A 24,554-nucleotide genomic window follows, 5' to 3' on the forward strand; every position below is an offset into this window, starting at 1 on the left:
GTCGCGACCGCCGGACGACCGGCCGGTACGAACCGGCGCCCCACCGCGTCCCCGCGGCGTGCGCCCGACGGCCGGACGGGTCCGCACCGGCGGCCCCCTTTTCGCACCGCTTCCTTGCTCTCGATGTGCGATAACGCGCAATGTGCAATCATGTCGGCACCCCAGCCGCCTGTTTACTTCCGCTAAGTGAGTCCACATGCCGGGTCCAGGCAATGTCGGCGAACGTGTCCGCAACCTGCGGCTGACCAGACGCTTGTCGCAGGCACAGCTCGCCGGTCACGACCTTTCCGACAGCTACATCTCGTTGATCGAGTCGGGCAAGCGCACGCCGACCCCGACGGTGCTGCGCATGCTGGCCGAGCGCCTCGGCTGCACCCCGGAGTACCTCGCCGAGGGGGTGGAGCCCGAGCAGCGCGCCCATCTGGAGGTCCGGGAGCGGCACGCGCACCTCGCGCTGCTGCGCGGCGACGCTGCCACCGCCGAGGCCGGCTTCGACGAGGTGATCGCCCGCAGCGACGACCCGGACCTCACGTCCCGCGCCCGCTGGGGGCGCGCCCGCGCCCTGGAGGAGCTGGGCCGGACGGACGCGGCGATCGCGCTGTTCGAGGAGCTGCGCGAGCAGGCCGAACGCGACCCGGGCCGGGCCAGCTGGCTGCCGCCCGTGATCGCGCTCGCCCGGTGCTACCACACCGTCGGCGACCTGGGGCAGGCCATCGCGCTCGGCGAGCGCGCCATCGAGCGGCTCGGGCAGCTCGGGCTCGGCGTGGGCACCGAGTTCACCGAGGCCGGGCGCATCCTGCTGCTCGCCTATGTGGACCGCTCTGATCCGGCGCGCGCGCACGACCTCGGCCGCCGCCTGCTCCACCCGGACGACTCGGTCGAGTCCGAGCCGGTCAGCGTCCACTACCAGCGGGCCAGCATGCGCGCGCTGGAACAGGGCACCGTCGGCGACTCCCTGTACTTCGCCGACCAGGCGCTGGCGGCGCGTACCGACGCCACGCCCGTGCAGAGCCAGGCCCGTCTCGCCCTTGCCGGGGCCAAGGCCCTGCTCCGGGGCGTCGAGCCGTTCTCGGCCGTCGTCGCGCCCGGTGCCATGCCGCCCGCCGGGTTCGGCGTCGAACGTCCGCGCGCCGAAGGCTCGTGCGAGGCCGCGCAGGAGGCCCTGACCCTCCTCCAGGCGACGACGGATCTCGAAGGTGACGAGTTCACCGAGAGCACCATTGCCAAGGCGCGCGCGCTGGTCCTCGTCGGCGAGCTGGACGAAGCGATCGCCACGCTGGAGCAGTTCCTCAACACCGGCCTCGCCCTCGCCCCTCCGTCGAGCAGCCACAGCGTGACCCCGCAGCCCGGCAGCGACCTCGCGGGCCGCACGCAGAAGAGCGTGCTGGCCAGGCTCGTCCTCGCGCGCGCACGCGTGGCCCAGGGCGACCACACGGCCGCGCAGGTGGTGCTGCGCGCCGCGTCCGAGCAGCTCGCGATGCTGGCCCCGGGCCGTCCGGCGGCGCATCTCTACCGGGAACTGGGCGAACTGTTCGAGCTCGTCCAGGACAGCGAGAGCGCGGCGGGCGCCTACCGCCAGGCCCTCCAGGCCGCGGGGCTCTCCGCGTCGCAGCTCGTCCCGGCGCCCGGCACCCGTGCTCCGTCCCTCCACGGCCAGCACGAGGACCCGGGCCGCTGACGGCGGACATCCCGAGGGCGTCGACCGCGCGACGGTTGTGACGGATCTCCCGTCGAACGGGAACACACACGGCCTGATCTCCCTTTACCCTTAAACGTAGGATGACTGGGCGACCGGAGGTGGGGCGATGACGTTGCGCACGGCTCGGCGGTCCTCCCTGGTCGACCAGGTGATCGCGCAGCTCCGGGATGAGATCGTCGGCGGGAGCTGGCCGGTCGGCGCCAAGATCCCGCCGGAGCCGGTGCTCGCGGAATCGCTGGGCGTCGGCCGCAACACCGTCCGCGAGGCCGTCCGCGCGCTCACCCACGCGGGCCTCCTGGAGAGCAGGCAGGGCGACGGGACGTACGTGCGCGCGACGAGCGAGCTGTCCGGGGCCGTCCGGCGGCGCCTGGAGCGGGCGGAGCTCATCGAGATCCTGGAGGTCCGGCGCGGGCTGGAGGTGGAGGCCGCGCGGCTCGCCGCGACCCGCCGCACCGAGGCCGACATCGCCGCCATCGCGGTCGCCCTGGCCCGCCGCGACGCCGCGCTGGCCGCCGGAGCGCACGAGACGTTCGTCGAGGCGGACCTCGCCTTCCACACGGCCGTGGTCGAGGCCACCCACAACCGCGTCCTGACGGACCTGTACCGCGACTTCAGCGCCGCGCTGCGGGCCAGCATCGGGACCGCCGGCGCCCTCCTGGAGCACACGGACGTCCCGCACGGCCCCATCGCCGCCGCCGTCGAGCGCGGCGACGCGGACGCCGCGACCCGCGCCACCCACGCCTGCCTCGACCAGATCCTCGCCACCGCGCTCTCCGGCCACCGGCCGGGCCGCGAGGCCGTGCATGAGCCCTGACCCCCGTGATCCGGACCGCCGCGGCGGCGCCATGACGCGGCCGGTGTGTCCGGGGCACCGCGAAGCCTCCACCTGACGAGCGCCCGACCGGGCGGTTCCACCGTGCGTCGGCATGCGCACGCCCGGGCGCGCCCACCCCGAGACGCCCACCCCGAGACGAACGACGACGAAGACGTGCCCGGCGCCCCGCGCCGGCGCGGAGATGACGATGAGCAAGGTGAGATGAACGGTTCTGCGACGACTCCGGTTTCCCGGGCCACGGCCGTCTGGTCGCTGGTCGGGCTGGTCCTGCTGACGGTCAACCTGCGGGCGGCGATCACCGGGATCGCCCCCGTGCTCGGCGAGCTGCGGGACGCCTTCGGGCTGTCGGGCACCGAGGTGGGCGTCCTCACCACGCTGCCGGTGCTGTGCCTGGGCGTCTTCGCGGCGGCGGCGCCGCTCGTGGCGCGCCGGTTCGGCGCCGAGACCGCCATCGCCGGGTCCCTCGTGCTGATCACCGCGGGGATCGTGCTGCGCGTGGTGCAGTCCCCGGTGCCGCTGTTCGTGGGAACGGTCCTGGCGGGTGCGGGGATCGCGATGGGCAACGTCCTCATGCCGGCCGTCATCAAGCGCGCGTTCCCGACCCGCGTGGGCTCGCTCACTGGCCTCGCCATGATGCTGATGGCGGCCAGCGGCGCCGTCGCGGCAGGGCTCGCGGTGCCGCTCGCCGACGCCGGCGGATGGCGGCTCGCGCTCGCCGTCTGGGCCGTCCCGTCCCTGGTCGCCGTGCTGGTCTGGGGGCCGCTCGCGCTCCGCGTCCGCCGCGGGCCGGCCGCCGCGGCACCGCCCGCCGCCGCCCCGCGCGGCGAGGGCTCGCTGCTGCGCTCTCCGACCGCCTGGCACGTCGCGGCCTTCATGGGGCTGGCCTCGCTGATGTTCTACGTCCTGATGTCGTGGCTGCCGGAGATCATGCAGGACGCCGGGGTCGCGCCCGCCGCCGCCGGGATGATGGTCTCCACGATGCTGATCGTCGGGATCCCGCTCGGCTTCGTCGTCCCGGTGTTCGCGGCGCGGCTGCGCGACCAGCGGCCCCTGGTCGTCGCCGTCGCGGCCACCATGGTGGTGGGCATCGGCGGGCTGATGCTCGTCCCGTCCGCGGGCTGGACGTGGGTGATCGTCCTCGGCCTCGGCACCGGCAGCGCGTTCCCGCTGGCGTACACGCTGCTCAGCCTGCGCTCGCCGAGCCCGTCCGTGGCGGCGGCGCTGTCCGGGATGGCGCAGACGGGCGGCTACCTCCTCGCGGCCGCCGGCCCGCTCGCGGTCGGTGTGCTGCACGACGCCACGGGCGGCTGGAACGTTCCCCTCGCCCTCCTGCTCGCGCTGGTCGTGCCGGAGATCGTGTTCGGGCTGCTGGCGGCGCGCCCGGGGTTCGTCCGTCCGGCGCGCCCGCGCCCCGCCCCGAAGCACGCCCGCGTTCTGGAGCCCGCCCGTACCCGCTGACCGGGCGTCAGCCGATGTCGACGGCGTCCAGGTCGAGGACGCGCGCGTGCAGGACGAGCCGCTGGTGCAGCGCGGCCCGCAGCGCCCGGTGCAGGCCGTCCTCCAGGTACAGCTCGCCGTGCCACTGGACGACGTGCGGGAACAGGTCGCCGTAGAACGTGGAGTCCTTGGAGAGCAGCGACTGGAGGTCCATCTCCCGCTTGGTGCTGACGAGCTGGTCGAGGCGGACCTGGCGGGGCGGGATCTTGGCCCAGTCCCGGGACGAGAGCCCGTGGTCCGGATAGGGCCTTCCGTCGCCGACCGCCTTGAAGATCACCCTTCGAGTCTACGGCGTCCACCCCACCCGGAGAAGGCGGCTCAACAACATGCGTCACTCGACTTACGGCATCTGTAAACCAGTTACCGCGCAGGTCAACCGACCCGTGACTAAGTTCCGTACGCGCGCCTCCATGATCCTTTCAGCGTGCTCAGGCGCCATGGGGCCATCCTCAGGACGGTGATCTGCGGGTCCATGAAGTCGGCGGCGCCGAGCATGCGGGGGTCGTAGCCGAGCGGGTGCTCGGCCGCCTCGAACAGCTTCCACACCGTGCGGCGGGTCTCCGCATCGTCGGCGAACTCGGCCTCACATTCGGCGACCGCGACCTCCTGTGCGGGGTCCCAGTACGAGCACGACGCGTACGGGCGGTGGCGGATGTGCGCGGCCTTGGGCGAGGCCGGACGCGTGAAGGCCCACCCGGCGAGAGCGCCGTCGCGGAGTTCCCAGTACGGGTGGACGACGCGCGAGCGCGGGCGGTCCCGGCGGTCGACGGTCGCCAGCGAGCACCACACGATCCGGTGCGCGATGGAGATGAACTCCTGGACCAGCGCGGCCGGCGGCCTGCTAGATTCCACAACCATGGTTGTGCATATTAGGGCGGAAGACCTGGAGTTGTCACTCCTCGCCCTCTTCGCCGGCTGGGCCATGGCCGACCGGATACAGCGGAGCCTCGCCGCGGAGGGCTTCGGCGACCTGCGGACGAACGACGGCGTGGTGATCCAGCACGTGGTCGCCGGGCCGCTCTCGATCACGGCGCTCGCCGAGCGGATGGGGATCACCCAGCAGGCCGCCTCGAAGGCCGTCGCCGATCTGGAGGCCCGCGGCGTCCTCGAACGGCGGCGCTCCCCCGGCGACGCGCGGACCAAGCACCTGCACCTCACCGAGCGCGGCGAGGCCGCGGTGCGCGCGGCCCGGACCCTGCGCGCCGACCTCGACGCCGAGCTGGCGGCGGAGTTCGGTGAGGAGCGCATCGCGGACGCGCGGGCACTGCTGGTCGCGATCCTCGGGCATCTCGACGCGGGCGAGGCCATCCGGCGCCGCCGCGTCCGCCCTCCGACCTAGCCACCGGCCGCCGGGCGCACACTGGGGCGGGACCGGGTGGACGCGAAACGACGAAGGCTCCGGCCGCAGTGCGGTCGGAGCCTTCGGTCGTCCTTACGGACCGGTGCGGAGGATGCGAGATTCGAACTCGCGAGCGCTTGCACGCAACACGCTTTCCAAGCGTGCGCCCTAGGCCACTAGGCGAATCCTCCACGGGAAAGCCTACCGGGTTCCGGGGAGTGACCTGACATCAATAACGGCGGAGACCGGGATCGGTCCGTAGACGTGCGGGAAGACCGCGTCCCCGACGGGCTCGTAGCGGACGGGCGCGTCCAGGCGGGACACGTCGATGACCAGCAGAACCAGGTCGTCCCGGTCGATACCGGAGTAGAAGCGGGCGAGGACGCCGTCCACCTGGGACATGTCGGACGAGCAGTGGATGAAGCCCTCCTCGTCCAGCGTCCGGCCCACCGTGGACATGGTGTACGACACACCGGCGGCGCGGGCGGATTCCCAGTGGGTGCGTTCGGCGATGTGCAGGAGGGTGTCCTGGGATGCGGCGGGCATGCGGCGGAGACTACGCCGGAAGCGTGGCAATCCACGGCCGGGGATGCCATAGACTCTGAGGAGACCCCTCGCATGGCGTCACCCTGTGAACCTCCCCAGGGCCGGAAGGCAGCAAGGATAAACAGGCTCTGGCGGGTGTGCGGGGGGTCCTTTCGCTTCTGACGCTCTGCTTCTCCAGGAGGGCGGACCCCCGATGAGTCTGGCGCTGTACCGCAAGTACCGGCCAGCGACGTTCGCCGAGCTGAAGGGACAGGAGCACGTCGCGGAGCCGTTGCAGCAGGCCCTGCGCAACGGCCGGATCAACCACGCGTACCTGTTCAGCGGTCCGCGCGGGTGCGGGAAGACCTCCAGCGCCCGGATCCTCGCCCGCTCCCTGAACTGCGAACAGGGTCCGACGCCCGATCCGTGCGGGAAGTGCGACTCGTGCGTCGCCCTCGGCCCGTCCGGGACGGGCCACATCGACGTCATCGAGATCGACGCCGCGTCCCACGGCGGTGTCGACGACGCCCGCGACCTGCGGGAGCGCGCGTTCTTCGCGCCGGTGTCGGCGCGCTTCAAGGTGTACATCATCGACGAGGCGCACATGGTCACCCGGGAGGGCTTCAACGCGCTGCTGAAGCTGGTCGAGGAGCCGCCGCCGCACCTGAAGTTCGTGTTCGCGACGACCGAGCCGGAGAAGGTCATCGGGACGATCCGCTCCCGGACCCACCACTACCCGTTCCGGCTGATCCCGCCCGGCGTGCTGCAGGAGCTCGTCGAGGAGATCCTGAAGGCGGAGGACGTCCCCTACGAGACGTCCGCGCTGCCGCTGGCGGTGCGGGCCGGCGCCGGGTCCGCCCGCGACACGCTGTCGATCCTGGACCAGCTGCTCGCCGGGTCGGACGAGAAGGGCATCACCTACGCGCGGGCCGTCTCGCTGCTCGGCTACACCGACTCCGCCCTGCTGGACGAGGTCATCGCGGCCTTCGCGGCCCGCGACGGCGCCGCCGTCTTCGCCGCGATCGACCGGGTGATCGAGAGCGGGCAGGACCCGCGCCGGTTCACCGCCGACCTGCTGGAGCGCGTCCGCGACCTGGTGATCCTGTCGAACGTCCCGGAGGCGGGCGGGACGGGGCTGCTGAACGTCCCGCCGGACGAGCTGGAGGCGATGCGGCGGCAGTCGTCCTCCATGGGCCCGGGGGAGCTGACCCGCGCCGCCGACCTGCTGCACACCGGCCTCACCGAGATGCGCGGCGCCACGTCCCCGCGGCTGCTGCTCGAACTGATCTGCGCGCGCATCCTGCTGCCCGCGGCCTACGAGGACGAGGCGTCGCTGTTCGCCCGCCTCGACCGCCTGGAGCGGCAGGCAACCCAGGGCGGCCTGGCCGGGCCCGCGCCCGCCTTCGGGGGAGGCGTCGCGGGTTTCGGTGGCGCGCAGGGAACCGACACCCCGCCCGCCCAGGGGGGCGACCCCACTTCCAGTGTCACGCCCCGCCCCGCCCCCGCGCCGCCCGAACACGGTTCTGTGGAAAACCGCCGCACCGCGAGCGCGCCCGCCGCGCCCGAGCGTCCGGCAGAACCCCGCCAGGCACCGCCCGAGTCACCTGCGTCACCCGGGCCGTCCGGGCCGAGGCCGTCTGCGCAGCCCGCGGCACCCCGGCCGGCCGCTCAACCGGCGCCGCAGCCCGCGGCGCCGCAGGGCCAGGCTCCCGCCGCCGGGGGAATGGACTTCGGGACCGTCCAGCGGCTCTGGCCGGACGTCGTCGAGGCGGTCAAGCAAAAGAGCCGCGCCACCTGGATGACGATCATGTCCGGGGTCCAGCCGGTGTCACTGGACGGCAAGGTCCTCACCCTGGGCTTCGACGCCGAGGGGCGCAGGCTGGGCTTCGTCAACGGCGGCCGCGAGACCGTCCTCCGCGAGGTCTTCAAGGAGCGGATGGGCGTCGACTGGCGCATCGAGACCGTCGTCGGAGGCGGAGGCGGAGGCGGTGGCGGTGGTGGCGGAGGCGGCCGTCCCGCCAACCCTGGGCCCGGCGGCGGACGGCCGGGCGGAGGCTTCGGCAACGCGCAGTCCTCCGGTTCCGGCGGATCCCCGTCCGGCGGCTTCGGCGACGCGGCGCCTCAGCAGCAGTCCCCGCCCCAGGCGGCCCGGCCCAACCCCGTCCCGCGCCCGTCGGACGGCGGCGGCGCGGCGCGCCAGGCCGACCCGGGCCCGCTGCCCCCTCCGCCGGATGAGCCCCCGCCGCCCCCCGAACCCGCGCCGCCCATCGACGAGAGCGACGAGGTCGACCCCGAAGGCGACGCCGACGCCGACGGCACCGAGGCGGAGATGAGCGGCATGGCCCTCATCCAGCGCGAACTCGGTGGCCAGATCATCCGCGAGATCGACAACTCCTGACCGCGCGGCACCCCGCACCCCGCCCGTACCGCGCCCGCACCGCAGCGATCTCCGTGCTGGCGTGTGAGCGATACCACTCCGCCCGCGGGCCCGCGCGGACCGCCCGCAGGTTTGGCGCGGATCCAGCGTGGGAGCACTCCGGCCAAGATCGTGACCGGCGTACTTACCGCATCATGGCGTGAACCCGTAGTCTCGTGGGACGGACGTCCGGCGGCTGGCTGAGCGCCAGAGAGCAGGCCCTCGGGGGCCGGAAGTGGGGAGTGCACCGTGGAACCCGGTGGTCAGTTGAACATGCAGGAGCTGCTGCAGCAGGCGCAGGCCATGCAGCAGCAGCTCTTCACCGCGCAGCGCGAGCTCGCGGAGGCCGAGGTGCAGGGCACCGCGGGCGGCGGGCTCGTCACGGCGACGGTCAACGGGCAGGGCGAGGTCACGGGCCTGGCGATCGATCCGGAGGCCATCGACGCCGGCGACCCGGCCGACACGGCGGAGACGATCGCCGATCTCGTCCTCGCCGCGATCCGGGACGCCGGGCGCGCGGTGCAGGAGCTCCAGCAGGAGAAGATGGGTCCGCTCGCGCAGGGCCTCGGCGGCATGCCCGGCGGCGGCATGCCCGGGGGCGGCCTGCCCGGCGGGTTCCCGGGGCTCGGCGGCGGCGGCCAGGGCTCCTGAACGCGGACGAGCGCGGACGACCGGGACACCGACGGTCAGCACGACCAGCACGACGCAGGGCGACCAGGACGACCAGCACGACTAGGAAAGGAGGGGTCCGTTGTACGAAGGGGTGGTCCAGAACCTCATCGACGAGCTGGGCAGGCTGCCCGGTGTCGGCCCCAAGAGCGCGCAGCGGATCGCCTTCCACCTGCTCGCCGCCGACCCGGCCGACGTCGAACGGCTCGGGAAGGCGCTCAAGGAGGTCAAGGACAAGGTCCGCTTCTGCCGGACGTGCGGGAACGTCGCGGAGGAGGAGGAGTGCCGGATCTGCCGGGACGCCCGCCGCGACCCCCATGTCATCTGCGTGGTGGAGGAGTCCAAGGACGTCGTCGCGATCGAGAAGACCCGCGAGTTCCGCGGCACCTACCACGTGCTCGGCGGAGCGATCAGCCCGATCGAGGGCGTCGGCCCGGACGACCTGCGCATCCGCGAGCTGATGCAGCGGCTCGCGGACGGGACGGTCACCGAGCTGATCCTCGCCACCGACCCCAACCTGGAGGGCGAGGCGACCGCGACGTACCTCGCCCGGCTCGTCAAGCCCATGGGCCTGACCGTCACCCGTCTGGCCAGCGGCCTGCCGGTGGGTGGCGACCTCGAGTACGCGGACGAGGTGACGCTGGGCCGCGCATTCGAAGGACGGAGGCTGCTCGATGTCTGACACCAACAGCCCGCAGGACTGGAACGCCCTCGCCGAGCGCGTGGCGTGCCATGTCGACAACTACCTGAACGGACTGGAGGCGGTCGCCCGCGGCGACGGCGGCACCCACACGATCCCGCTGCTCCTCCTCGAGGTGTCGCAGGTCATCCTGGCGGGCGCGCAGCTCGGCGCGAGCGCCGACGTCATCCTCCCCGACAACTGGGAGCCCGAGGTCGGCGACGACCCCGACCTGGACGCCGTCCGGCAGGGCCTGGCCGAGCGCCTCGTCGCGCTGGACGAGTACGCCGAGGTCTTCGACCCGTACAAGGACACCGAGACCACCGCCTACCGCCTGTCGGACGACCTGGTCGACGTCGCCAGCGACCTCGTCCACGGGCTGCGCCACTACAACCAGGACCGGCCCCTGGAGGCCCTGTGGTGGTGGCAGTACTCCTACTTCAACCACTGGGGCAACCACGCCGGCGCCGCGCTGCGGGCCCTGCACGCCTTCGTCGCCAACGCCCGCCTGGACGTCGCTCCGGAGGCCGAGGCGGAGGCCGCGGAGGCCGCGGCGCCCGCCTGATCCGGCCGACCCGCGAGGCGGCCCGCCTAGCCGGACGCGCCGGGGCTCACCGGCGCGTCCAGCGCCGCCGCGACCACCTCGGCGGCCTTCTCGACGCCGGGCCCGATGGGGCCGCCGCCGGGCCCGGTGGCGACCCCTTCGGGCGCGTCCCAGGCGAACACTTCGAGGTCGTCGTCCCAGACGACGCGGGCGGTGCGGCCCCGGTACCCGACGGCCAGCACGCCGCCCTCCGGAGGTGCCGCGGACATCTGCGGCGCACGCCGCCGCAGCGTCGCGTACAGCGAATGCAGCGGCCCCCTGCGCACCCTCGGCAGGTCGTCGAACGCGCCCATCGGTTCTCCCATCAGCTCGGACACCACGGCGCGCGCCCGCGGCCGGCCCTGGGCCCCGGACGCGCCGGATCACCGGCGGGCGGCACGAACCGGGCGCGCCGCCACTACCCCGCCGCTAGATAGACGCTTTGCCCCACTTCTGGGTGGTCCGCGGAGAAGACCGGAAAACCGGTGAAATCCCCCACCGGCCCGCGCCGGTCGCGCCGCCTCCCGCGGGGGCGCCCGGCGGGACACCCCGGTCTCAGGGCACCGTGTGGCGCAGGCGTCGCGAGACGACCAGCTCCGTGGCGATGCCGAGCCCCGCGCGGACCAGCAGGAACGTCGCGAGGCCCCACACGTCCCACAGCAGCGCGGCGATGACCGGCCCGAGGGCCTCCCCGACCGACAGGGCCGTGTCGAGGGTCGCGACGACCCGGCCGGCCCGCGGCCCCGCGCGGCGCGCCGCCCTCTACCTGGTGCGCCTGGTCCAGGGGGCTCCCGGGCACAGGCACGGATAGGCCGCCAGGACCGCGCGACGCGCGGCGAGCAGCGCACCGGTCACGACCGGCCGGACGAACGGGTCGCGGATCGCCGTGTCGATGGTGCGGTGGCCGCGCAGCCAGCCGAGGTAGGCGGTGAACGCGTGGCCGGTGTTGAAGACGAACAGCTTCTCCCGCAGCCGCGCACCGAACTCGCGGGTGGTGTGGACGCCCGGCAGCGCGGGCGGCGCCAGGCGCAGCGGGAGGGCGTCGACGTCCAGCCGCCGGGCGGCGTCGCCGACGAACTCCGGTACTCCCGGTTCGTGCCAGCTGCCGCGGCTCACGGCCACCCGGGCGACCGCCCCGGCGACCCCGAGCGGGGGCAGCGCCGTCCCGCGGGCCTCCGCGGTGCCGGCGAGCGCGCCGCGGACCCGGCGGGCGCAGTCGGCGTTCCCCACGACCCACACGTCCAGCGGCCGGCCCCGGCGGGCGGCGAGCCCGGGGACCAGGTGCCGCGCGACCTCGGCGACCTTCCCCTCGCCCGCGCTGAGCACGATCAGGTCCGCGTCCGCGACCGCCCGGTCCAGGTCCGCCGTGCCCACGGCCGCGGCGGCGATGCCGCGGACCTCCTCGGGCGGCTCCCCGGCCACGCGTACCCGCCAGCCCCCGGCCGACCGGATGCGGCGGGCCGTCTCACCGGTCCGGCAGCCGAGCAGCACCTCGTGCCCCGCGTTCGAGAACAGCGGGACCAGGTAGCCGCAGCCCAGCTTCCCGGACCCGACTATCACCACGAGCATGGCCATGCCTCCCTTCCAGGTGGCCGAGCAGATGGTCGAAGAGCAGGCCGGTGGCGCCGGGGACGCCCTTGAACCCGGGGAAGGCGTTGACATCGACGATCACCGGGCCGTCCGTGCCGCCGATCATGTCGACGCCGTAGGCGCACAGCCCGAACACGCGCCCGGCGCCGAGCGCCAGGTCCGCCATCTCGGCGTCCGGGCGCAGCGGGCGGCCCAGCTTCTCGGCGAGCGACCGGGCGGGCCAGCGCCGCAGCGTCCCGTGGACGTGCGGCCCGACCACGAACAGCTTGCGGTCCCAGCCGTCGCCCGGGATCCGGTCCTGGACGAGCCAGGGCCCCCGGCCGCCGGCCGGGAAGGCGTCCCCTTGGTCGAGCAGTGTCACTCCCTTGCCGCGACTTCCCAGCGGCGTCTTCGCCACCACCGGCCGGCCGGCGGCGATGCCCGACACGGCCCGCGGGTCGTCGACGACCTGCGCGCGCGGCACCGGAAGGCCGGCCGCGACGAGGCGCCGCCAGGTCTCCACCCGGTCGGCGACCGTCGCCGTGGCCGCCGGTTCGTTGCACCAGGCGGTCCCCGGCGGGGCGCTCGCCCGCGCCGTCACCGCCGTGGCGGGATGGACCGACCGCAGGATGACCAGGTCGGCTCGCGCGAACGCGGCCGGTGGCAGGTCCGGCGCGTCCTGCCAGGTCTCGATGCGGGCGCCCAGGGCGCGGAACATCGCGAGCACTTTCCAGACGATGGAGTGGGGCGTCGGCCTGTTGCCGTGGACCAGGACGATCCGCACCCCGGTTCTGATCGCGGTCACGACGGAATCACCTCCGCGAGACGGGATTCGACGAGGTCGGCGACGGCATCGGGAGCCTCCGCTATCCCCGTGTAGTTCGGAAAGTCGTTGACGTCGACGACCAGCGGCCCGCCGGGGGACGGCAGCACGTCCACGCCGTACAGCTCCAGCCCGAAGGCGTCACGGCAGGCGAGAGCGAGGTCGCGGAGCTCTTCGGTGACCGGCAGTGCCATCGGCTCGTCGCGCCGTCCCGGCCCGAGCAGCGGAGAGGGCCGCCGCACCGCCCACACCCGCGTGCCCGCCCCCTACAGCTTGACGTCGACCCCCGCCACGTCGACGTAGTGCTGGGCGAGGACCATGCCGTCGGGCCAGGGCAGCCGCTCCAGATCGCGCGGGGAGTCCACCCGGACGATCCCATCGCCGTTGTCGCCGTAGGGCGGCTTCAGCAGCAGCGGCCAGGCCGCGGCGGGAAGACCGGCCAGCGAGGCGGGACGGTCGGTGAGGAACGTCCGCGGGGTGGGCACCCCGGCGCGGGCGAGCAGCAGTACGGCGTGCGGTTTGTCGCGCACCGCCTGGATCGCCTCCCAGCGGTTGACCGTGGAGGCGCCGTCGAGCTGCGCTCGGCACAGCAGCGACAGGGCGAACGGGTCGCGGGTGCGCGGCACCACGAGATCGCCCGGCCGCGGCGCCGGCGGGTCCCGCCGCCCGTCCGGCGGCGCGCCGCTTCTCGCCTGCACTGCGCCGCCGCCCGCCTGCACTGCGCCGCTGCCCGCCTGCACTGTGCCGCCGTCCGTCCGCACCTCGGTGACGAGGCGGTCCACCGGGGCCGCCGAGACCGGCACCCCGCGACCGCGCAGCGCGTCGACCAGGGCGCGTGGCATGAGCTGGCCCAGGTAGCGCGAGTCGGTCAGTACCAGCACGCGGTTCATCGACCACCCCTCTCAGCGGCTCACGTGACGGCGGGCCGAAGACGGACCGTCCGGGACCTGTCCTCCGCCTGAACGCCGGGGAAAGGAGGAAGGCCATCACTCAGCCTGTGGCGGCCCATGTGAAAACAGCATGAAAGGAGTGTGAGCGTGTTCTCACGCCTTTCTGATCAGCTTTCCGATCAGAAAGGGAAACGCGTGCGGGACGTACCGCTCAGCCGCACCGGTACCCCATGTCGCGGATCGTCGTGATCACGCCGGGCCCGAGTTTGCGCCGCAGCCGTCCGATGTAGACCGCCACGACGTTCGAACTGGGGCCGACGGTGGGGCCCCAGACGTGGTCGAGGATCTGTTCGGGCGAGACCACCTGCCGCGGGTGCCGCAGCAGCAGATCGAGCAGGGCGAACTCCTTCGCGCTGAGATCGGTCGTGCGCCCGTCCGGGGTCAGCGCCCGGCGGGTGCGCAGATCGAGCGTCAGCCCGTCGACGCCGAGGGTGGTGGGGGCCGCCACCGCGGTCTGCGCGCTGCGGAGCCGCAGCCGGATCCGCGCCAGCAGCTCGTCGAACCGGAACGGCTTGGTCATGTAGTCGTCCGCGCCCCCGTCCAGGCCGGCGACGGTGTCGCCGACCGTGGTGCACGACGACAGGATGATCACGGGGAGGGCGGACCGGACCGCGCGGATCCGCCGGAGCACCTCGAAGCCGTCGCGCCCCGGGAGCCCGATCGTGAGCACGACGAGGTCGTACTGCCCGGAGAGGGCGTGCGTGAGCGCCGTGTCGCCGTCGGTGACGACGGTCGGGTGAAAGCCATGGGTGCGCAGTCCCTTGTGGATGAACCGGGCGATGCGTTCATCGCTCTCGGAAATCAGGATTCTGTTCATGGCCGTCTCCCGTCTCGGTTCGGCTTCGCTCCTCACCAAGGAGAGCGACCCTGGTTTACCCCCGCCGCCGGGATCAATTCCGCCGCTCCGCTGATTTGATTGGCCTATGCGTTTTGCGCTCTTCATGGGCGCCGGGCGCTACCTGGTGGGACGAGCGGCGGCTCATCGGCGCGGAGGAGAACGAGCGCCCCGACCCCGTCCTGCGCCGCATCGAGCAGGGACCGCCCGCGCTGTAGCCGGTCCGGATCGCATCGAGGAACCGCGAAACGTCGTGGCGAGCGCTTAGACTTGTGCTGGCCATGAGCACGCACACGACCCCGTCAACGGACGCCTCCGCCGAGTTGCTTGAGGCGTTCAAGGCGCTGGCCAATCCCGTCCGGCTCCAGATGCTCCAGTGGCTGCGCGACCCGCGGGAGCACTTCCCGGTGGAGACCGGGATCGCCGACCCGGACGAGGTGGGCGTGTGCGTGAGCCACATCCAGGCCAAGACCGGGCTGGCGCAGTCGACCGTCTCGTCCTACATGGCCGCGCTGGAACGGGCCGGCCTGGTCGTCTCGACCCGCGTCGGCAAGTGGACGCACTACCGGCGGGACGAGGAGCGCATCGCCCGCCTCGTCGAAACGCTCGGCCACTCCCTCTGATCGCCAAGGCGAACTCCCCGCGGCCCCCATGGCCAACAACGCATCGAGATTATGCGATACTTCGATTCGTAGACGTCGAGACGGAGGGACCGACCATGAGCGCGATCGAGGGCATGGACCTGGGGCGCTACGGGATCTGGACGTTCGACTTCGAGGAGCAGCCCGCGGGCCTGATCCGGGAGTCCGTCCAGGAACTGGAGGAGGCCGGCTGGCCGGCGGTGTGGATCCCGGAACGGGACGGGCGGGAGGCGATGACGCACGCCGGCTTCCTGCTGGCCTCCACCGAGCGCATCGCCGTCGTCAACGGCATCGCGCGGATCTGGTCGCGCGGGGCCCGCTGGACGCGGGGCGCGGCCGTGCTCCTGGCCGACGCCTACCCCGGACGGCACCTGCTCGGCCTCGGGTTCGGAGGCGAGCCGCACGCGGAGACGACCCCGCTGCGGGCGATGAACGAGTACCTGGACGAGATGGACGCGACGGCGAACGCCAACCCCGAGCCGGCGGCGCCCGTCCGGCGGGTCCTGGCGGCGTACGGGCCGAAGATGCTGGCGATGGCGCGCGACCGGTCCGCGGGCGCCCACACCTACCACGTGACGGTGGAGCACACGGCGCGGGCGCGCGAGGTGCTCGGCGACGGACCGTTCCTCGGCGTCGAGCAGGCGGTGCTCTTCGAGAGCGAACCCCGGAAGGCACGCGAGATCGCGAGGGAGCACCTCAGCGGGTACCTGAAGGAGAAGTACAACATGGCCAAGTTCCTCCGCCTCGGCTACACCGAGGAGGACGTCCGCGAGGGCAGCGACCGGCTCGTCGACGGCCTGGTGGCCTGGGGCGATCTCGACGCGATCGTCCGCAGACTGAACGAGCATCATGAGGCGGGCGCCGACCACGTCGGCGTCCAGGTCATCGGGGTCGGGCCCGGCCGGACGGCGATGCCGGAGTGGCGGCGGCTCGCCGAGGCGCTCGTGCCCGCGCGGGCCGCCGGGTAGCGGCCGCGGCGCGGCGACCCGCAGTTACCTGGTCGTGATGCATCGGAACGGGCTCGGTAGACTCGTCGTCCGGTACGCCTGACCCCGATCCGAGGAGCGCCCACTCGTGGCTCTTGTCGTGCAGAAGTACGGTGGCTCCTCCGTCGCCGACGCCGATGGCGTCAAGCGGGTCGCCCAGCGCATCGTCGCGACGAAGAAGGCGGGCAACGACGTGGTCGTCGTGGTCTCCGCCATGGGCGACACGACGGATGATCTCATCGATATGGCCAAGCAGGTCAGCCCCCTGCCGCCGGGCCGTGAGCTGGACATGCTGCTCACCGCGGGCGAGCGGATCTCGATGGCGCTGCTCGCCATGGCCATCGCGAACCTGGGCCACGAGGCCCGCTCGTTCACCGGCTCCCAGGCCGGTGTGATCACCGACGGTTCGCATGGCAAAGCGAAGATCATCGACGTGACGCCGGGCCGGATCCGCACCGCGCTGGACGAGGGCTCGATCTGCATCGTGGCCGGATTCCAGGGCGTCTCGCAGGGCACCAAGGACATCACCACGCTCGGCCGCGGCGGTTCCGACACCACCGCGGTGGCGCTCGCCGCCGCGCTGGACGCCGACGTGTGCGAGATCTACTCCGACGTCGACGGCGTCTTCACCGCCGACCCGCGCATCGTGCCCGCCGCCCGCAAGATCCCGAAGATCTCCTACGAGGAGATGCTGGAGATGGCGGCGAGCGGCGCGAAGATCCTGCACCTGCGCTGCGTGGAGTACGCGCGCCGCTACAACATCCCGATCCATGTGCGGTCCTCGTTCAGTCAGAAGGAGGGCACGTGGGTCGTCGACAGCAGCGAGATCGAAGGACAGGACATGGAGCAGGCGATCATCTCCGGCGTCGCGCACGACCGGAGCGAGGCCAAGATCACCGTGGTCGGGGTGCCCGACAAGGTCGGTGAGGCCGCCGCGATCTTCTCGGTGCTGTCCGAGGCCGAGATCAACATCGACATGATCGTGCAGAACGTGTCGGCGGCGTCCACCGGGCGCACCGACATCTCGTTCACGCTGCCGTCGACCGACGGGCAGAGCGCGCTGACCGCGCTGAACAAGCTGAAGGAGCGGATCGGCTTCGAGTCGCTGCGCTACGACGACCGGATCGGCAAGGTGTCGCTGATCGGCGCCGGGATGCGCTCGCACCCCGGAGTGACCGCGAACCTGTTCAGCGCGATCGCCGACGCCGGGGTGAACATCGAGATGATCTCCACCTCGGAGATCCGGATCTCGGTCGTCGTCGCGCAGGACGACATCGACACCGCGGTCGCCGCCGCGCACCACGCGTTCGACCTGGACTCCGACCAGGTCGAGGCCGTCGTCTACGGCGGCACCGGCCGCTGACGCCGCGCTTCGGCCGCTGACGCCTGACGCCGCGCTTCGGCCGCTGCCGCCACGCACGGGCCGCGCCGTTCCCTCGCCGGGCGGCGCGGCCTTCCGCGTCTCGGCCGCCCCCGGCGGATCAGCCGTGATTCCAGGTGGTGTGGGCCGTTTTGGGAACCGGGGGTGGGCGGCGGTAGTTCAGTGGGTGTGAGTGCGACGACGGGCTCCGCCTCGGGGCTGCCGACCCTCGTGGTCGCCGGCGCCACCGGGACGGTCGGTGCGGTGCTGCTCGACCTGCTGTCCATCCGCCGGGACGTGTACGGGGAGATCCGCGTCGCCGGGTCGGCGCGGTCCGCCGGGCGCGCGCTCCAGGTGCGCGGCGCGCCGGCGGCGGCGGTGCCGCTCGCGCCCGAGGTCTTCGCGGGCGCCGACGTGGCGCTGTTCGCCGTGCCGCCGGCGGTGGCCGCTGAATGGGCGCCGGTCGCGGCGGCGCACGGAGCCGTGGCGGTCGACGTGTCGCGCGCTTTCCGGACCGCCCGGGACGTCCCGCTCGTGGTCCCCGAGGTGAACCCCGAGCGGGTGCGGGACCGCCCGCGCGGCATCGTCGCGGGCCCCGGCTGCGCGACCCTCACGATGATCGCGGCGGTCGGCGCGCTGCACGAGCGGTACGGGCTCCGGGAGCTGGTCGTCGCGTCCTACCAGGCGGCCTCCGGCGCCGGCCCGGACGGCGTCGACACCCTGTACGCGCAGCTGGAGAAGGTCGGCGGCGACCGGACGCTCGGGCACCGCCCCGGCGCGATGCGCGGCGCGGTCGGCGACCTCGGCCCGTTCCCGGCGCCGCTCGCGCTGAACGTCGTGCCCTGGGCGGGGACGGGCGCCGACGGCGGCTGGACGACCGACGAGCTCGCCCTCCGCGACGAGACCCGCCGCGTCCTCGGCCTGCCCGAGCTGCGGGTGTCGGCGACCTGCGTCCGCGTCCCGGTGGTCATCGGGCACTCGATGGCCGTGCACGCGGTGTTCGAGCAGCGCACCGACCAGCGGGAGGCGCAGGGGATCCTGGCCCGCTCGCCCGGCGTCGTGCTGTGCGACAACCCGGACACGCACGAGTTCCCGACGCCGTCCGACGCCGCCGGCACCGACCCCGTCTGGGCGGGACGCGTCCGCCGCTCGCTCGACGACCCGCACGCCCTCGACCTGTTCCTCTCGGGTGACAACCTCCGCAAGGGGGCCGCGCTCAACGCCGTCCAGACGGCCGAACTGGTCGCCGCCGAATTGACCGCCTGACCCCCGTCCCGTCCCGCCGGGTCGTGTCCCGGCCGGGCGGGACGGCGCCCGAACCCGTGCCGGAGGGCGCCGCAACGGGGCGCGGCGGCGGCCGGGCCATCAGCGCGGACCCCGCGAGAGGGATTTAAGGTGGCATGCGTGACCGAGACGAAGGCCGTGAAGTCCGAGCAGACGCGGGCCGTGATCGTCCAGACGGCGCTGCGCCTGTTCCGGGAGCGCGGATACGAGGCGACGACGATGCGGGCGATCGCCAAGGAGGCGGGCGTCTCGGTCGGCAACGCCTACTACTACTTCGGGTCCAAGGAAGAGCTGATCCAGGCCTACTACGACGAGCTGCAGGACGAGCACGTCGCGGCCTGCCGGGCCGTCCTCGACAGCGAGACGCGGTTCGCGCCCCGGCTGCTCGGCGTGCTCCGGGCCCGGGTCGACACGATGGTCCCGTACCACGAGTTCGCCGGGAAGTTCTTCAAGTTCGCCGCCGAGCCGACCAGCCCGCTCAACCCGTTCAGCGCCGAGTCGGGTCCGGCCCGCGAGTCGGCGGTCGCGATCTACCGCGAGGTCGTGGAGGGCTCCGACCTGAAGATCGACAAGGAGTTCCGCGCCGAGCTGCCGGAACTGCTGTGGATCTACTCGATGGGCATCGTCCTGTACTGGGTGCACGACAGCTCCCCCGGCTGCCGCAAGACCTACCTCCTCGTCGAGCGGACGGTCCCGCTCGTCGACCGGATGGTGTCGATGTCCCGCCTGCCGGGGTTCAAGTCGGTGACCCGGGAGCTGGTGGGCATCATCCGCGAGGTCCGCGCCTGACCGGCGGCCCCGCGGCCCGGCGGCCCTTTGGTTCGGCGGCCTCGCGACCCGGCGGGGTCAGCGGAACGTGATGTCCCAGTGGTCCTTCTCGCGGGCGAAGAGCGCGCCGTCCGGTGAGCGGTAGAGGCGGGAGCCGTCGCCCCGCCGGCCGGCGTACGGGTAGCGCTTGATCGCGGCGTCCACGCAGCGGGTGGGGGAGATGTCCAGTTTGTAGCCGTTGGCGTGGCTGTAGGTGCCGCCCGCGTGGCCCACCTCGGTGCCGCCGGTCACGGTGATTGTGCAGCCGCTCGACCTCGCGAAGCCGATCAGGCCCTTGAGCGTCCCCCACCGGACGCCCTCGAAGGAGGTGCAGGTCCGAATGGTCCGGTCGGAGCAGCCTCCGGTCGAGCGCCAGCGGATGCCGTTGGCGCGCAGCACGAGCTCGGCGAACGCGTGCTCCAGCCGCAGCGAGTCGGGCAGGTCCGGCAGGGCGCCCTGTGCCAGAGCGTCCTGTGCCGGAGCGTCCTGTGCCGGAGCGTCCTGCTTCGGGACGGTCGCCTGGGGCGGCTTCGGCGCGGACAGCAGCGTCGCGGGCTTGTCCGTTGCGGTGGAGGTCGGGGGCGCTGCGGAGGTCGGGGGCGGTACGGAGGGCGGGGGCGGTGCGGTCTGCGGGGGAGCGCCGGCGGGTGCGGCGGCGGGTCGGGAGCGGGGCGGGTCGTCGGTCGCGGACGCGGGACCGGACGGGACGGGGGTGAGGGCCGTAGCGGCGGCGCCCAGGGCCATGACCAGCGCGGTCAGGCGGATGGCGGGGCCGTGCGGCCTCGGTATTCGGTCACCGGAGGCGTGCCGGACGAGCGCATGGGCGTGCCGAAGACATGTCACTGGAATCCCCCCGAGCGGTGTTCTCGTATACCCGGGGGGCGGGCCGGGGCCCGTCTGGCGGCCGGTGGCCGCTCGGAGGGATGCCCGAGGTTCGATCTTGTAAACCGGGGGACGGGCGGCCGCACCGCCCGTCCCCCGGGACGAATCACGACATGCCGAGATGCTTCCGGGCGAAGCCGATCTCGGCGGCCATCTGGGTGATCCGCTCCTCGACGACCAGGGAGCCGTGCCCCGCGTCGTACCGGTACACCTCGTGCGGAAGGTCCAGTTCGGCGAGCCGCGCGAGGTAGTTGTCGATCTGCCGGATCGGGCAGCGCGGGTCGTTCTCCCCGGCCAGCACCAGCACCGGCGCCTTGACCGACTCGACATAGGTGATCGGGGACGACTCGCGGTAGCGGTCCGGCACCTCGTCCGGCGAGCCGCCGAACAGGGAGCGGTCGAACGCCTGGAGGCCCTCCATCTCGTCCTCGTACGCGGCGACGTAGTCGGCGACGGGGACGGCGGCGACCGCGACGCTCCAGTCGTCCGGCTGCGTGCCGATGCCGAGCAGGGTGAGGAAGCCGCCCCACGAGCCGCCCGTCAGGACGAGCCGGGACGGGTCGGCGAGGCCCGACTCCACCGCCCAGTCGCGGACGGCCTTGATGTCCTCCAGCTCGGTGAGCCCGACGCGGCCCTCGATGGCGTCCCGCCATTCCGAGCCGTACCCGGTGGACCCCCGGTAGTTGACCCGGACGACCGCGAACCCGTGGTCGACCCAGGCGGCGGCGGTCGGCACGAACGAGTCGTCGTCCTGCGCGGTCGGCCCGCCGTGGACGTCGAACACCGTCGGGTACGGGCGGTCGCCCTCCGGCTTGCTGACCAGCGCGTGGATGCGGCCGCCGGGGCCGTCCACCCACACGTCCTCGACCGGGACGGACGGCGGGGCGGCCGGCCCGGGCGGGGTGAGCACGACCGCGCCGGTCGAGGCGCGGATCACCGGCGGCTCGGCGGCCGACGACCAGGAGAACTCGACCGTCCCGTCCGGCCGGACGGCGGCGCCGCCGATCACGCCGCGCGGGGTGTCGATCCCGGTCAGCGTGCCGCCGTCCAGGTCGTAGCGGTACAGCTCGTCGCGCGCCTCGTGCGAGTGGGAGATGAGCAGCGCGGTGCCGTCGGGGTACCAGTCGGCGCCGATCTCGCCGGGCAGGTCGAGGACGATCTCGCGTTCGGTGCCGGCGACCGGGTCCCAGATGAGCATCTCGTCGCGGCCGCGCCGCTCGTGGTTGACGAGCAGGCGAGCGTCGCCGTCGACCGGGGCGAACCCGGCGCCGTAGACGCCCTTGCCGGGCCCGTCCCAGAGGTCGGCGACCACGGACCCGTCGGGGCGCAGCACGCGCAGCGCCATGTGCCGGCTGTCGCCGTGCTCGCTGTGGCCGATCGCGATGAGGCTCTCGTCCCTGGACAGGGCGGCGATGTGCGCGTCCTCCGCGTGGTGGTAGAGCACTTCGGGCTCCGCCTCGGGACGGCACAGGTGGATGGTGTTGCCGTCCTCGGTCGTCCGCCCGATGACGGCGAGGCCGCTGCGGCCCAGCGAGAGCCCGGACGGATAGGACGGCTCCAGCCCGGGGACGGCCGGGGCGCTCTCCGTCTCCCCGAACCGGGCGCGGTTCCAGACGCCGAACTCGTCGCCGTCGGTGTCGGCGAACCACCACACCCATTCGCCGGCCGGGTCGATGGTGGCCATCCAGGTGCCGTTTGGGCGGTCGGTCACCTGCCGCTGCGCGCCGGTCCCCCGGTCCCAGGTGTAGATCTCCCACGTCCCGGTCGCGTTCGACCGGTAGATGTTGCGGTCCGGGGCGTCCCTCGCCCAGCGGGGCAGGCTCATCCGGGCGGCGCGGAACCGCGCCTTCCATCGCTCGTCATCGACCATGCCCACCAGTATCGCCGCCGATCAGCGGGGCGGGGCCGCGCCGCCGCGCGTGCCGGGCGGTCCGGTCGGCCGGTCGGGACGGGGCGGCCGGTCAGGAGGTGGACAGCCGGCCGAGGAGCTGGTCGAGGGCGGCGCGGACCTGCCGGTCCATCGCCCGCGCGAACCCGGCCTCGACGGAGACCTGCGCGCCCGGACGCAGCCGCGCGAGCGTCTCGGTGAGCTCGCCGAGGTCCTGCTCGTCGATGTCCTTGACCACGTGCGCGGCGACCAGCCCGACGAACATCGCGGCGAGGTCGTCCATGCTGCGCTGGAGCTCCTTCGCGACCGACAGCACCGCGTCCAGCGGCACCCCGGCCCGGACGAGCGCGACGGTCGCGTCGAGCTGGCGGCGGCTCCAGTGGGTGACGCGGTCGCCGTGCACCTCGATGTGGCCGAGGGCGACGGCCCGCTCGACGGCTTCGGGGCCGACCTCGCCCGGGAACAGCGCGGCCAGTTCCGCCAGCGTCATCGTGACCGGGACCTCGTTCGACCACGGCGTCGTGACGGCCTTCTCGACGCCGAGGACGGTGCCGATGTCGCGGCCCTGCTCCCACGCCGACAGCAGCTCGCGGATGCCCTCCAGGGTGTGGCCGCGTTCCAGCAGGTTCCCGATCATGCGGAGGCGGGCCAGATGGTCCTCGGAGTAGAGCCCGATGCGCCCCTCGCGGCGCGGCGGCGGGAGCAGCTTGCGCTCCTGGTAGTAGCGCAGCGTCCGCACGGGGACGCCGGCCGCCGCCGCGAGCTCGCCGATGCGGTACTCGCGGGCGCCGTCGCCGGGATGCTCGTCCGTCGCCTCTTCGTTCACGGCGTCAGCATAGTTCGCTACGGTTCGCGGCCGATGACGGACGGTCCGGTGCCGGCCGGCGGCGGAACGCGGACGCCGCCGCGCGCGTCTGACCCGCGTTTCGCTCAGGCAGAGAAAGGCCGACCATGCTCAAGAGCCGTTCCGTCGCACTCGCGCTGACCGCCCTGGTCGCCGCCTTCGGGCTGACCGCGTGCGGCCAGAACCGGTGGTGCGAGCACGACGCGACCGACACCAAGGTCAGCGACAGCTACTGCAAGAAGAACACGCCCGGCTACGAGTGGGAGTCGGGCAGCGGCTCCAAGCACAAGTCCAAGCACAAGAAGACGAGCAAGACCAAGACCCGTCACTGAGGCGTCGGGCTAGGGGGTCCGGCGCGCGGGCCTGACCCTGCGCCGCCGGCGCTCCCTGCCGGGCTCGGTACCGGAGTCGGCGGCGATCAGCTCGCGCAGCGAGCGGGGCAGGATGTCAGGCCGCGGCGGTGCCGTGCCCGGGAAAACCCCTGACCCTGGTGGGGTCATCCCTCTGTACGTGAATTCCGGTCCGTGAGTCGGTGCCCGAGCGCCGTCCGGAACGCGCGGACGGCGGGGTGGCCGCCGCCGCCTCGCCGGGACGCGGTGAACAGCCGGCGGGTGCGGTGCCGCGCCGGGAGCCGGACGAGCGGCACCTCCGGCGGCCGTCCCGCCCAGACCAGGCCGGGCAGCAGTGCTGCCGCGTGGCCGTGCTCCACCAGCCGCAGGTGGAGCAGCAGGTCGGTGGACTCGAACCGCACGTCCGGCTCGAACCCGGCCTCCCGGCACAGCCGCGTCGCCCACTGCCGCGACGCCGTACCGGGCGGCTCCAGAACCCACGGCACGTCCGCGGCCTCTCGCAGCCCTGCGCCACCTGTCCCGGCCTCGTCCGTGCCGGGGCCGTTCAGGGCGGGGAGGGCGAGGTGGATCTCGTCCTCCCCGAGTTCCTCGTACTCGACGCCCGCCGGGCGCGGCCCCGGCTCCCCCGGGTACTCCTCGGTGAGCACCAGGTCGAAGTCCCGCGCGAGCAGGGCGGGGAGCGCGCTCTCCGGCTCCCGCTGGGTGATCTCGATGCGCAGTCGCGGGTGGGCGGCGCGGAGCAGGGTCAGCGCGTCCGGGACGAGCGCGAGCGCCGCCGTCTGGAACGCGGCGACCCGCAGCACGCCGGTGATCCCCGCCAGCGACGCCGCGAGGTCGGCCTCCGCGCGTTCGAGCCGCTCCAGCACCGCCTCGGTGTGCGCGACGAGGATCTCCGCCTGCGCGGTCAGCCGGACCCGGCGCCCCACCGGCTCCAGCAGCCGCACCCCCGCCTCCCGCTCCAGGACGGAGAGCTGCTGCGAGATCGACGACGGGCTGTACGACAGGGCCTCCGCCACCGCGGCGAGCGTTCCCCGGTGCTTCAGCTCGCGCAGCAGGCGCAGCCGGTGCAGATCCAGCAAGGCGGGCCCCATTC

28 protein-coding genes, 1 tRNA gene and 1 other RNA gene are annotated in these 24,554 nt (G+C 73.4%); 16 read left to right on the forward strand and 14 right to left on the reverse strand.

Translation table 11 applies throughout. The features are described 5' to 3' along the window. Positions 1–196 precede the first annotated feature (196 nt). From CHF16_RS32510 to CHF16_RS32520, 3 genes are all read left to right on the forward strand, one after another. Complete coding sequence (locus CHF16_RS32510; RefSeq protein WP_089329999.1) at positions 197–1,678, forward strand: helix-turn-helix domain-containing protein; 1,482 nt, start codon at positions 197–199, stop codon at positions 1,676–1,678. Between the two features lie 127 nt (positions 1,679–1,805). Continuing rightward, on the forward strand, positions 1,806–2,513 hold the full coding sequence (locus CHF16_RS32515) for a FadR/GntR family transcriptional regulator (RefSeq protein ID WP_089330000.1): 708 nt from the start codon (positions 1,806–1,808) through the stop codon (positions 2,511–2,513). A 222-nt stretch (positions 2,514–2,735) separates the two neighbouring features. Then, positions 2,736–3,992: a CynX/NimT family MFS transporter gene (locus CHF16_RS32520; protein ID WP_089330001.1), complete on the forward strand. Its 1,257-nt coding sequence runs from the start codon at positions 2,736–2,738 to the stop codon at positions 3,990–3,992. 7 nt (positions 3,993–3,999) lie between these two features. On the opposite strand, the gene CHF16_RS32525 is transcribed toward CHF16_RS32520, so the two are convergent. Beyond that, positions 4,000–4,308 (reverse strand): type II toxin-antitoxin system VapB family antitoxin, encoded by a 309-nt coding sequence (locus CHF16_RS32525; protein ID WP_089330002.1) that lies wholly within the window; start codon positions 4,306–4,308, stop codon positions 4,000–4,002. A gap of 110 nt (positions 4,309–4,418) precedes the next feature. Then, complete coding sequence (locus CHF16_RS32530; protein ID WP_089330003.1) at positions 4,419–4,889, reverse strand: pyridoxamine 5'-phosphate oxidase family protein; 471 nt, start codon at positions 4,887–4,889, stop codon at positions 4,419–4,421. Here CHF16_RS32530 and CHF16_RS32535 point away from each other — a divergent pair. Then, positions 4,888–5,370 carry a MarR family winged helix-turn-helix transcriptional regulator gene (locus tag CHF16_RS32535; protein WP_089330004.1) on the forward strand — a complete coding sequence of 161 codons (483 nt, stop codon included), beginning with the start codon at positions 4,888–4,890 and terminating at the stop codon, positions 5,368–5,370. The genes CHF16_RS32530 and CHF16_RS32535 overlap by 2 nt on opposite strands. A gap of 106 nt (positions 5,371–5,476) precedes the next feature. On the opposite strand, the gene CHF16_RS32540 is transcribed toward CHF16_RS32535, so the two are convergent. Both CHF16_RS32540 and CHF16_RS32545 read right to left on the reverse strand, forming a co-directional pair. Beyond that, positions 5,477–5,561, reverse strand: a tRNA-Ser gene (locus CHF16_RS32540). A gap of 10 nt (positions 5,562–5,571) precedes the next feature. Next, positions 5,572–5,916 carry a DUF952 domain-containing protein gene (locus tag CHF16_RS32545; RefSeq protein ID WP_089330005.1) on the reverse strand — a complete coding sequence of 115 codons (345 nt, stop codon included), beginning with the start codon at positions 5,914–5,916 and terminating at the stop codon, positions 5,572–5,574. 59 nt (positions 5,917–5,975) lie between these two features. Between CHF16_RS32545 and ffs the strand changes: the two genes are divergently transcribed. The 5 genes from ffs to CHF16_RS32570 all read left to right on the forward strand — a co-directional run bounded on the left by ffs (position 5,976) and on the right by CHF16_RS32570 (position 10,224). Beyond that, positions 5,976–6,071: signal recognition particle sRNA small type (gene ffs / locus CHF16_RS32550), an RNA gene on the forward strand. A gap of 38 nt (positions 6,072–6,109) precedes the next feature. Continuing rightward, positions 6,110–8,293: a DNA polymerase III subunit gamma and tau gene (locus CHF16_RS32555; protein ID WP_089330006.1), complete on the forward strand. Its 2,184-nt coding sequence runs from the start codon at positions 6,110–6,112 to the stop codon at positions 8,291–8,293. 285 nt (positions 8,294–8,578) lie between these two features. Next, a complete protein-coding gene (locus tag CHF16_RS32560; protein ID WP_245869637.1) occupies positions 8,579–8,962 on the forward strand; it encodes a YbaB/EbfC family nucleoid-associated protein in 384 nt (127 codons plus the stop codon). Between the two features lie 100 nt (positions 8,963–9,062). After that, positions 9,063–9,662 (forward strand): recombination mediator RecR, encoded by a 600-nt coding sequence (gene recR / locus CHF16_RS32565; protein WP_089330008.1) that lies wholly within the window; start codon positions 9,063–9,065, stop codon positions 9,660–9,662. Beyond that, a complete protein-coding gene (locus tag CHF16_RS32570; protein WP_089330009.1) occupies positions 9,655–10,224 on the forward strand; it encodes a DUF5063 domain-containing protein in 570 nt (189 codons plus the stop codon). Before recR ends, CHF16_RS32570 begins: the two co-directional genes overlap by 8 nt. A gap of 26 nt (positions 10,225–10,250) precedes the next feature. Here CHF16_RS32570 and CHF16_RS32575 read toward each other — a convergent pair whose 3' ends face one another. The 6 genes from CHF16_RS32575 to CHF16_RS32600 all read right to left on the reverse strand — a co-directional run bounded on the left by CHF16_RS32575 (position 10,251) and on the right by CHF16_RS32600 (position 14,401). Then, positions 10,251–10,568: a hypothetical protein gene (locus tag CHF16_RS32575; RefSeq protein ID WP_143228204.1), complete on the reverse strand. Its 318-nt coding sequence runs from the start codon at positions 10,566–10,568 to the stop codon at positions 10,251–10,253. A gap of 436 nt (positions 10,569–11,004) precedes the next feature. Continuing rightward, positions 11,005–11,811, reverse strand: a complete 807-nt coding sequence (locus CHF16_RS32580; protein WP_179271813.1) for a mannitol dehydrogenase family protein — start codon at positions 11,809–11,811, stop codon at positions 11,005–11,007. Further along, entirely contained in the window at positions 11,708–12,616 is a 909-nt protein-coding gene (locus tag CHF16_RS32585) for an ATP-grasp domain-containing protein (protein ID WP_089330012.1), read from the reverse strand. Before CHF16_RS32585 ends, CHF16_RS32580 begins: the two co-directional genes overlap by 104 nt. After that, a complete protein-coding gene (locus tag CHF16_RS32590) occupies positions 12,613–12,876 on the reverse strand; it encodes an ATP-grasp domain-containing protein (RefSeq protein ID WP_143228206.1) in 264 nt (87 codons plus the stop codon). Before CHF16_RS32590 ends, CHF16_RS32585 begins: the two co-directional genes overlap by 4 nt. 24 nt (positions 12,877–12,900) lie before the next feature. Further along, complete coding sequence (locus CHF16_RS32595) at positions 12,901–13,524, reverse strand: ATP-grasp domain-containing protein (protein ID WP_089330014.1); 624 nt, start codon at positions 13,522–13,524, stop codon at positions 12,901–12,903. Positions 13,525–13,735: 211 nt separating this feature from the next. Further along, positions 13,736–14,401 carry a response regulator transcription factor gene (locus CHF16_RS32600; RefSeq protein ID WP_089330015.1) on the reverse strand — a complete coding sequence of 222 codons (666 nt, stop codon included), beginning with the start codon at positions 14,399–14,401 and terminating at the stop codon, positions 13,736–13,738. 113 nt (positions 14,402–14,514) lie between these two features. Between CHF16_RS32600 and CHF16_RS41985 the strand changes: the two genes are divergently transcribed. From CHF16_RS41985 to CHF16_RS32625, 6 genes are all read left to right on the forward strand, one after another. After that, complete coding sequence (locus CHF16_RS41985) at positions 14,515–14,637, forward strand: hypothetical protein (RefSeq protein WP_281259426.1); 123 nt, start codon at positions 14,515–14,517, stop codon at positions 14,635–14,637. A gap of 63 nt (positions 14,638–14,700) precedes the next feature. Beyond that, on the forward strand, positions 14,701–15,042 hold the full coding sequence (locus CHF16_RS32605; RefSeq protein ID WP_089330044.1) for an ArsR/SmtB family transcription factor: 342 nt from the start codon (positions 14,701–14,703) through the stop codon (positions 15,040–15,042). A 95-nt stretch (positions 15,043–15,137) separates the two neighbouring features. Beyond that, on the forward strand, positions 15,138–16,028 hold the full coding sequence (locus CHF16_RS32610; protein WP_218826949.1) for a TIGR03620 family F420-dependent LLM class oxidoreductase: 891 nt from the start codon (positions 15,138–15,140) through the stop codon (positions 16,026–16,028). Between the two features lie 106 nt (positions 16,029–16,134). Next, entirely contained in the window at positions 16,135–17,409 is a 1,275-nt protein-coding gene (locus tag CHF16_RS32615) for an aspartate kinase (RefSeq protein ID WP_089330016.1), read from the forward strand. 186 nt (positions 17,410–17,595) lie between these two features. Then, the gene (locus CHF16_RS32620; protein ID WP_089330017.1) at positions 17,596–18,672 is read left to right on the forward strand and encodes an aspartate-semialdehyde dehydrogenase; all 1,077 of its coding nucleotides are present in this window, start codon (positions 17,596–17,598) and stop codon (positions 18,670–18,672) included. Between the two features lie 138 nt (positions 18,673–18,810). Continuing rightward, a complete protein-coding gene (locus CHF16_RS32625; RefSeq protein ID WP_089330018.1) occupies positions 18,811–19,479 on the forward strand; it encodes a TetR/AcrR family transcriptional regulator in 669 nt (222 codons plus the stop codon). Positions 19,480–19,536: 57 nt separating this feature from the next. On the opposite strand, the gene CHF16_RS41045 is transcribed toward CHF16_RS32625, so the two are convergent. The 3 genes from CHF16_RS41045 to CHF16_RS32640 all read right to left on the reverse strand — a co-directional run bounded on the left by CHF16_RS41045 (position 19,537) and on the right by CHF16_RS32640 (position 23,093). Then, positions 19,537–20,340 carry a hypothetical protein gene (locus CHF16_RS41045; protein WP_218826950.1) on the reverse strand — a complete coding sequence of 268 codons (804 nt, stop codon included), beginning with the start codon at positions 20,338–20,340 and terminating at the stop codon, positions 19,537–19,539. A gap of 145 nt (positions 20,341–20,485) precedes the next feature. Further along, complete coding sequence (locus CHF16_RS32635; protein WP_089330019.1) at positions 20,486–22,249, reverse strand: S9 family peptidase; 1,764 nt, start codon at positions 22,247–22,249, stop codon at positions 20,486–20,488. A gap of 91 nt (positions 22,250–22,340) precedes the next feature. Continuing rightward, positions 22,341–23,093 carry a MerR family transcriptional regulator gene (locus CHF16_RS32640; protein WP_089330020.1) on the reverse strand — a complete coding sequence of 251 codons (753 nt, stop codon included), beginning with the start codon at positions 23,091–23,093 and terminating at the stop codon, positions 22,341–22,343. Positions 23,094–23,218: 125 nt separating this feature from the next. On the opposite strand from CHF16_RS32640, the gene CHF16_RS32645 reads away from it, so the two are divergent. Beyond that, the gene (locus tag CHF16_RS32645; RefSeq protein WP_089330021.1) at positions 23,219–23,443 is read left to right on the forward strand and encodes a hypothetical protein; all 225 of its coding nucleotides are present in this window, start codon (positions 23,219–23,221) and stop codon (positions 23,441–23,443) included. A 164-nt stretch (positions 23,444–23,607) separates the two neighbouring features. Here CHF16_RS32645 and CHF16_RS32650 read toward each other — a convergent pair whose 3' ends face one another. Further along, positions 23,608–24,540, reverse strand: a complete 933-nt coding sequence (locus tag CHF16_RS32650) for a LysR substrate-binding domain-containing protein (protein ID WP_089330022.1) — start codon at positions 24,538–24,540, stop codon at positions 23,608–23,610. Between the last annotated feature and the right edge of the window lie 14 nt (positions 24,541–24,554).

The organism is Actinomadura meyerae, assembly GCF_900188445.1.
In the GTDB taxonomy this organism is placed as follows: domain Bacteria; phylum Actinomycetota; class Actinomycetes; order Streptosporangiales; family Streptosporangiaceae; genus Spirillospora; species Spirillospora meyerae.

What these genes read in the sequence shown, in the direction of transcription:
- CHF16_RS32610 (WP_218826949.1), top strand. Translation starts at nt 15,138, where the DNA reads ATGAGCGCGATCGAGGGCATGGACCTGGGGCGCTACGGGATCTGGACG.
- CHF16_RS32545 (WP_089330005.1), bottom strand. Translation starts at nt 5,916, where the DNA reads ATGCCCGCCGCATCCCAGGACACCCTCCTGCACATCGCCGAACGCACC.
- CHF16_RS32595 (WP_089330014.1), bottom strand. Translation starts at nt 13,524, where the DNA reads ATGAACCGCGTGCTGGTACTGACCGACTCGCGCTACCTGGGCCAGCTC.
- CHF16_RS32530 (WP_089330003.1), bottom strand. Translation starts at nt 4,889, where the DNA reads ATGGTTGTGGAATCTAGCAGGCCGCCGGCCGCGCTGGTCCAGGAGTTC.
- CHF16_RS32555 (WP_089330006.1), top strand. Translation starts at nt 6,110, where the DNA reads ATGAGTCTGGCGCTGTACCGCAAGTACCGGCCAGCGACGTTCGCCGAG.
- CHF16_RS32510 (WP_089329999.1), top strand. Translation starts at nt 197, where the DNA reads ATGCCGGGTCCAGGCAATGTCGGCGAACGTGTCCGCAACCTGCGGCTG.
- CHF16_RS32520 (WP_089330001.1), top strand. Translation starts at nt 2,736, where the DNA reads ATGAACGGTTCTGCGACGACTCCGGTTTCCCGGGCCACGGCCGTCTGG.
- CHF16_RS32575 (WP_143228204.1), bottom strand. Translation starts at nt 10,568, where the DNA reads ATGGGAGAACCGATGGGCGCGTTCGACGACCTGCCGAGGGTGCGCAGG.
- CHF16_RS32515 (WP_089330000.1), top strand. Translation starts at nt 1,806, where the DNA reads ATGACGTTGCGCACGGCTCGGCGGTCCTCCCTGGTCGACCAGGTGATC.
- CHF16_RS32605 (WP_089330044.1), top strand. Translation starts at nt 14,701, where the DNA reads ATGAGCACGCACACGACCCCGTCAACGGACGCCTCCGCCGAGTTGCTT.
- CHF16_RS32570 (WP_089330009.1), top strand. Translation starts at nt 9,655, where the DNA reads ATGTCTGACACCAACAGCCCGCAGGACTGGAACGCCCTCGCCGAGCGC.
- CHF16_RS32535 (WP_089330004.1), top strand. Translation starts at nt 4,888, where the DNA reads ATGGTTGTGCATATTAGGGCGGAAGACCTGGAGTTGTCACTCCTCGCC.
- CHF16_RS32635 (WP_089330019.1), bottom strand. Translation starts at nt 22,249, where the DNA reads ATGGTCGATGACGAGCGATGGAAGGCGCGGTTCCGCGCCGCCCGGATG.
- CHF16_RS32600 (WP_089330015.1), bottom strand. Translation starts at nt 14,401, where the DNA reads ATGAACAGAATCCTGATTTCCGAGAGCGATGAACGCATCGCCCGGTTC.
- CHF16_RS32645 (WP_089330021.1), top strand. Translation starts at nt 23,219, where the DNA reads ATGCTCAAGAGCCGTTCCGTCGCACTCGCGCTGACCGCCCTGGTCGCC.
- CHF16_RS32580 (WP_179271813.1), bottom strand. Translation starts at nt 11,811, where the DNA reads ATGCTCGTGGTGATAGTCGGGTCCGGGAAGCTGGGCTGCGGCTACCTG.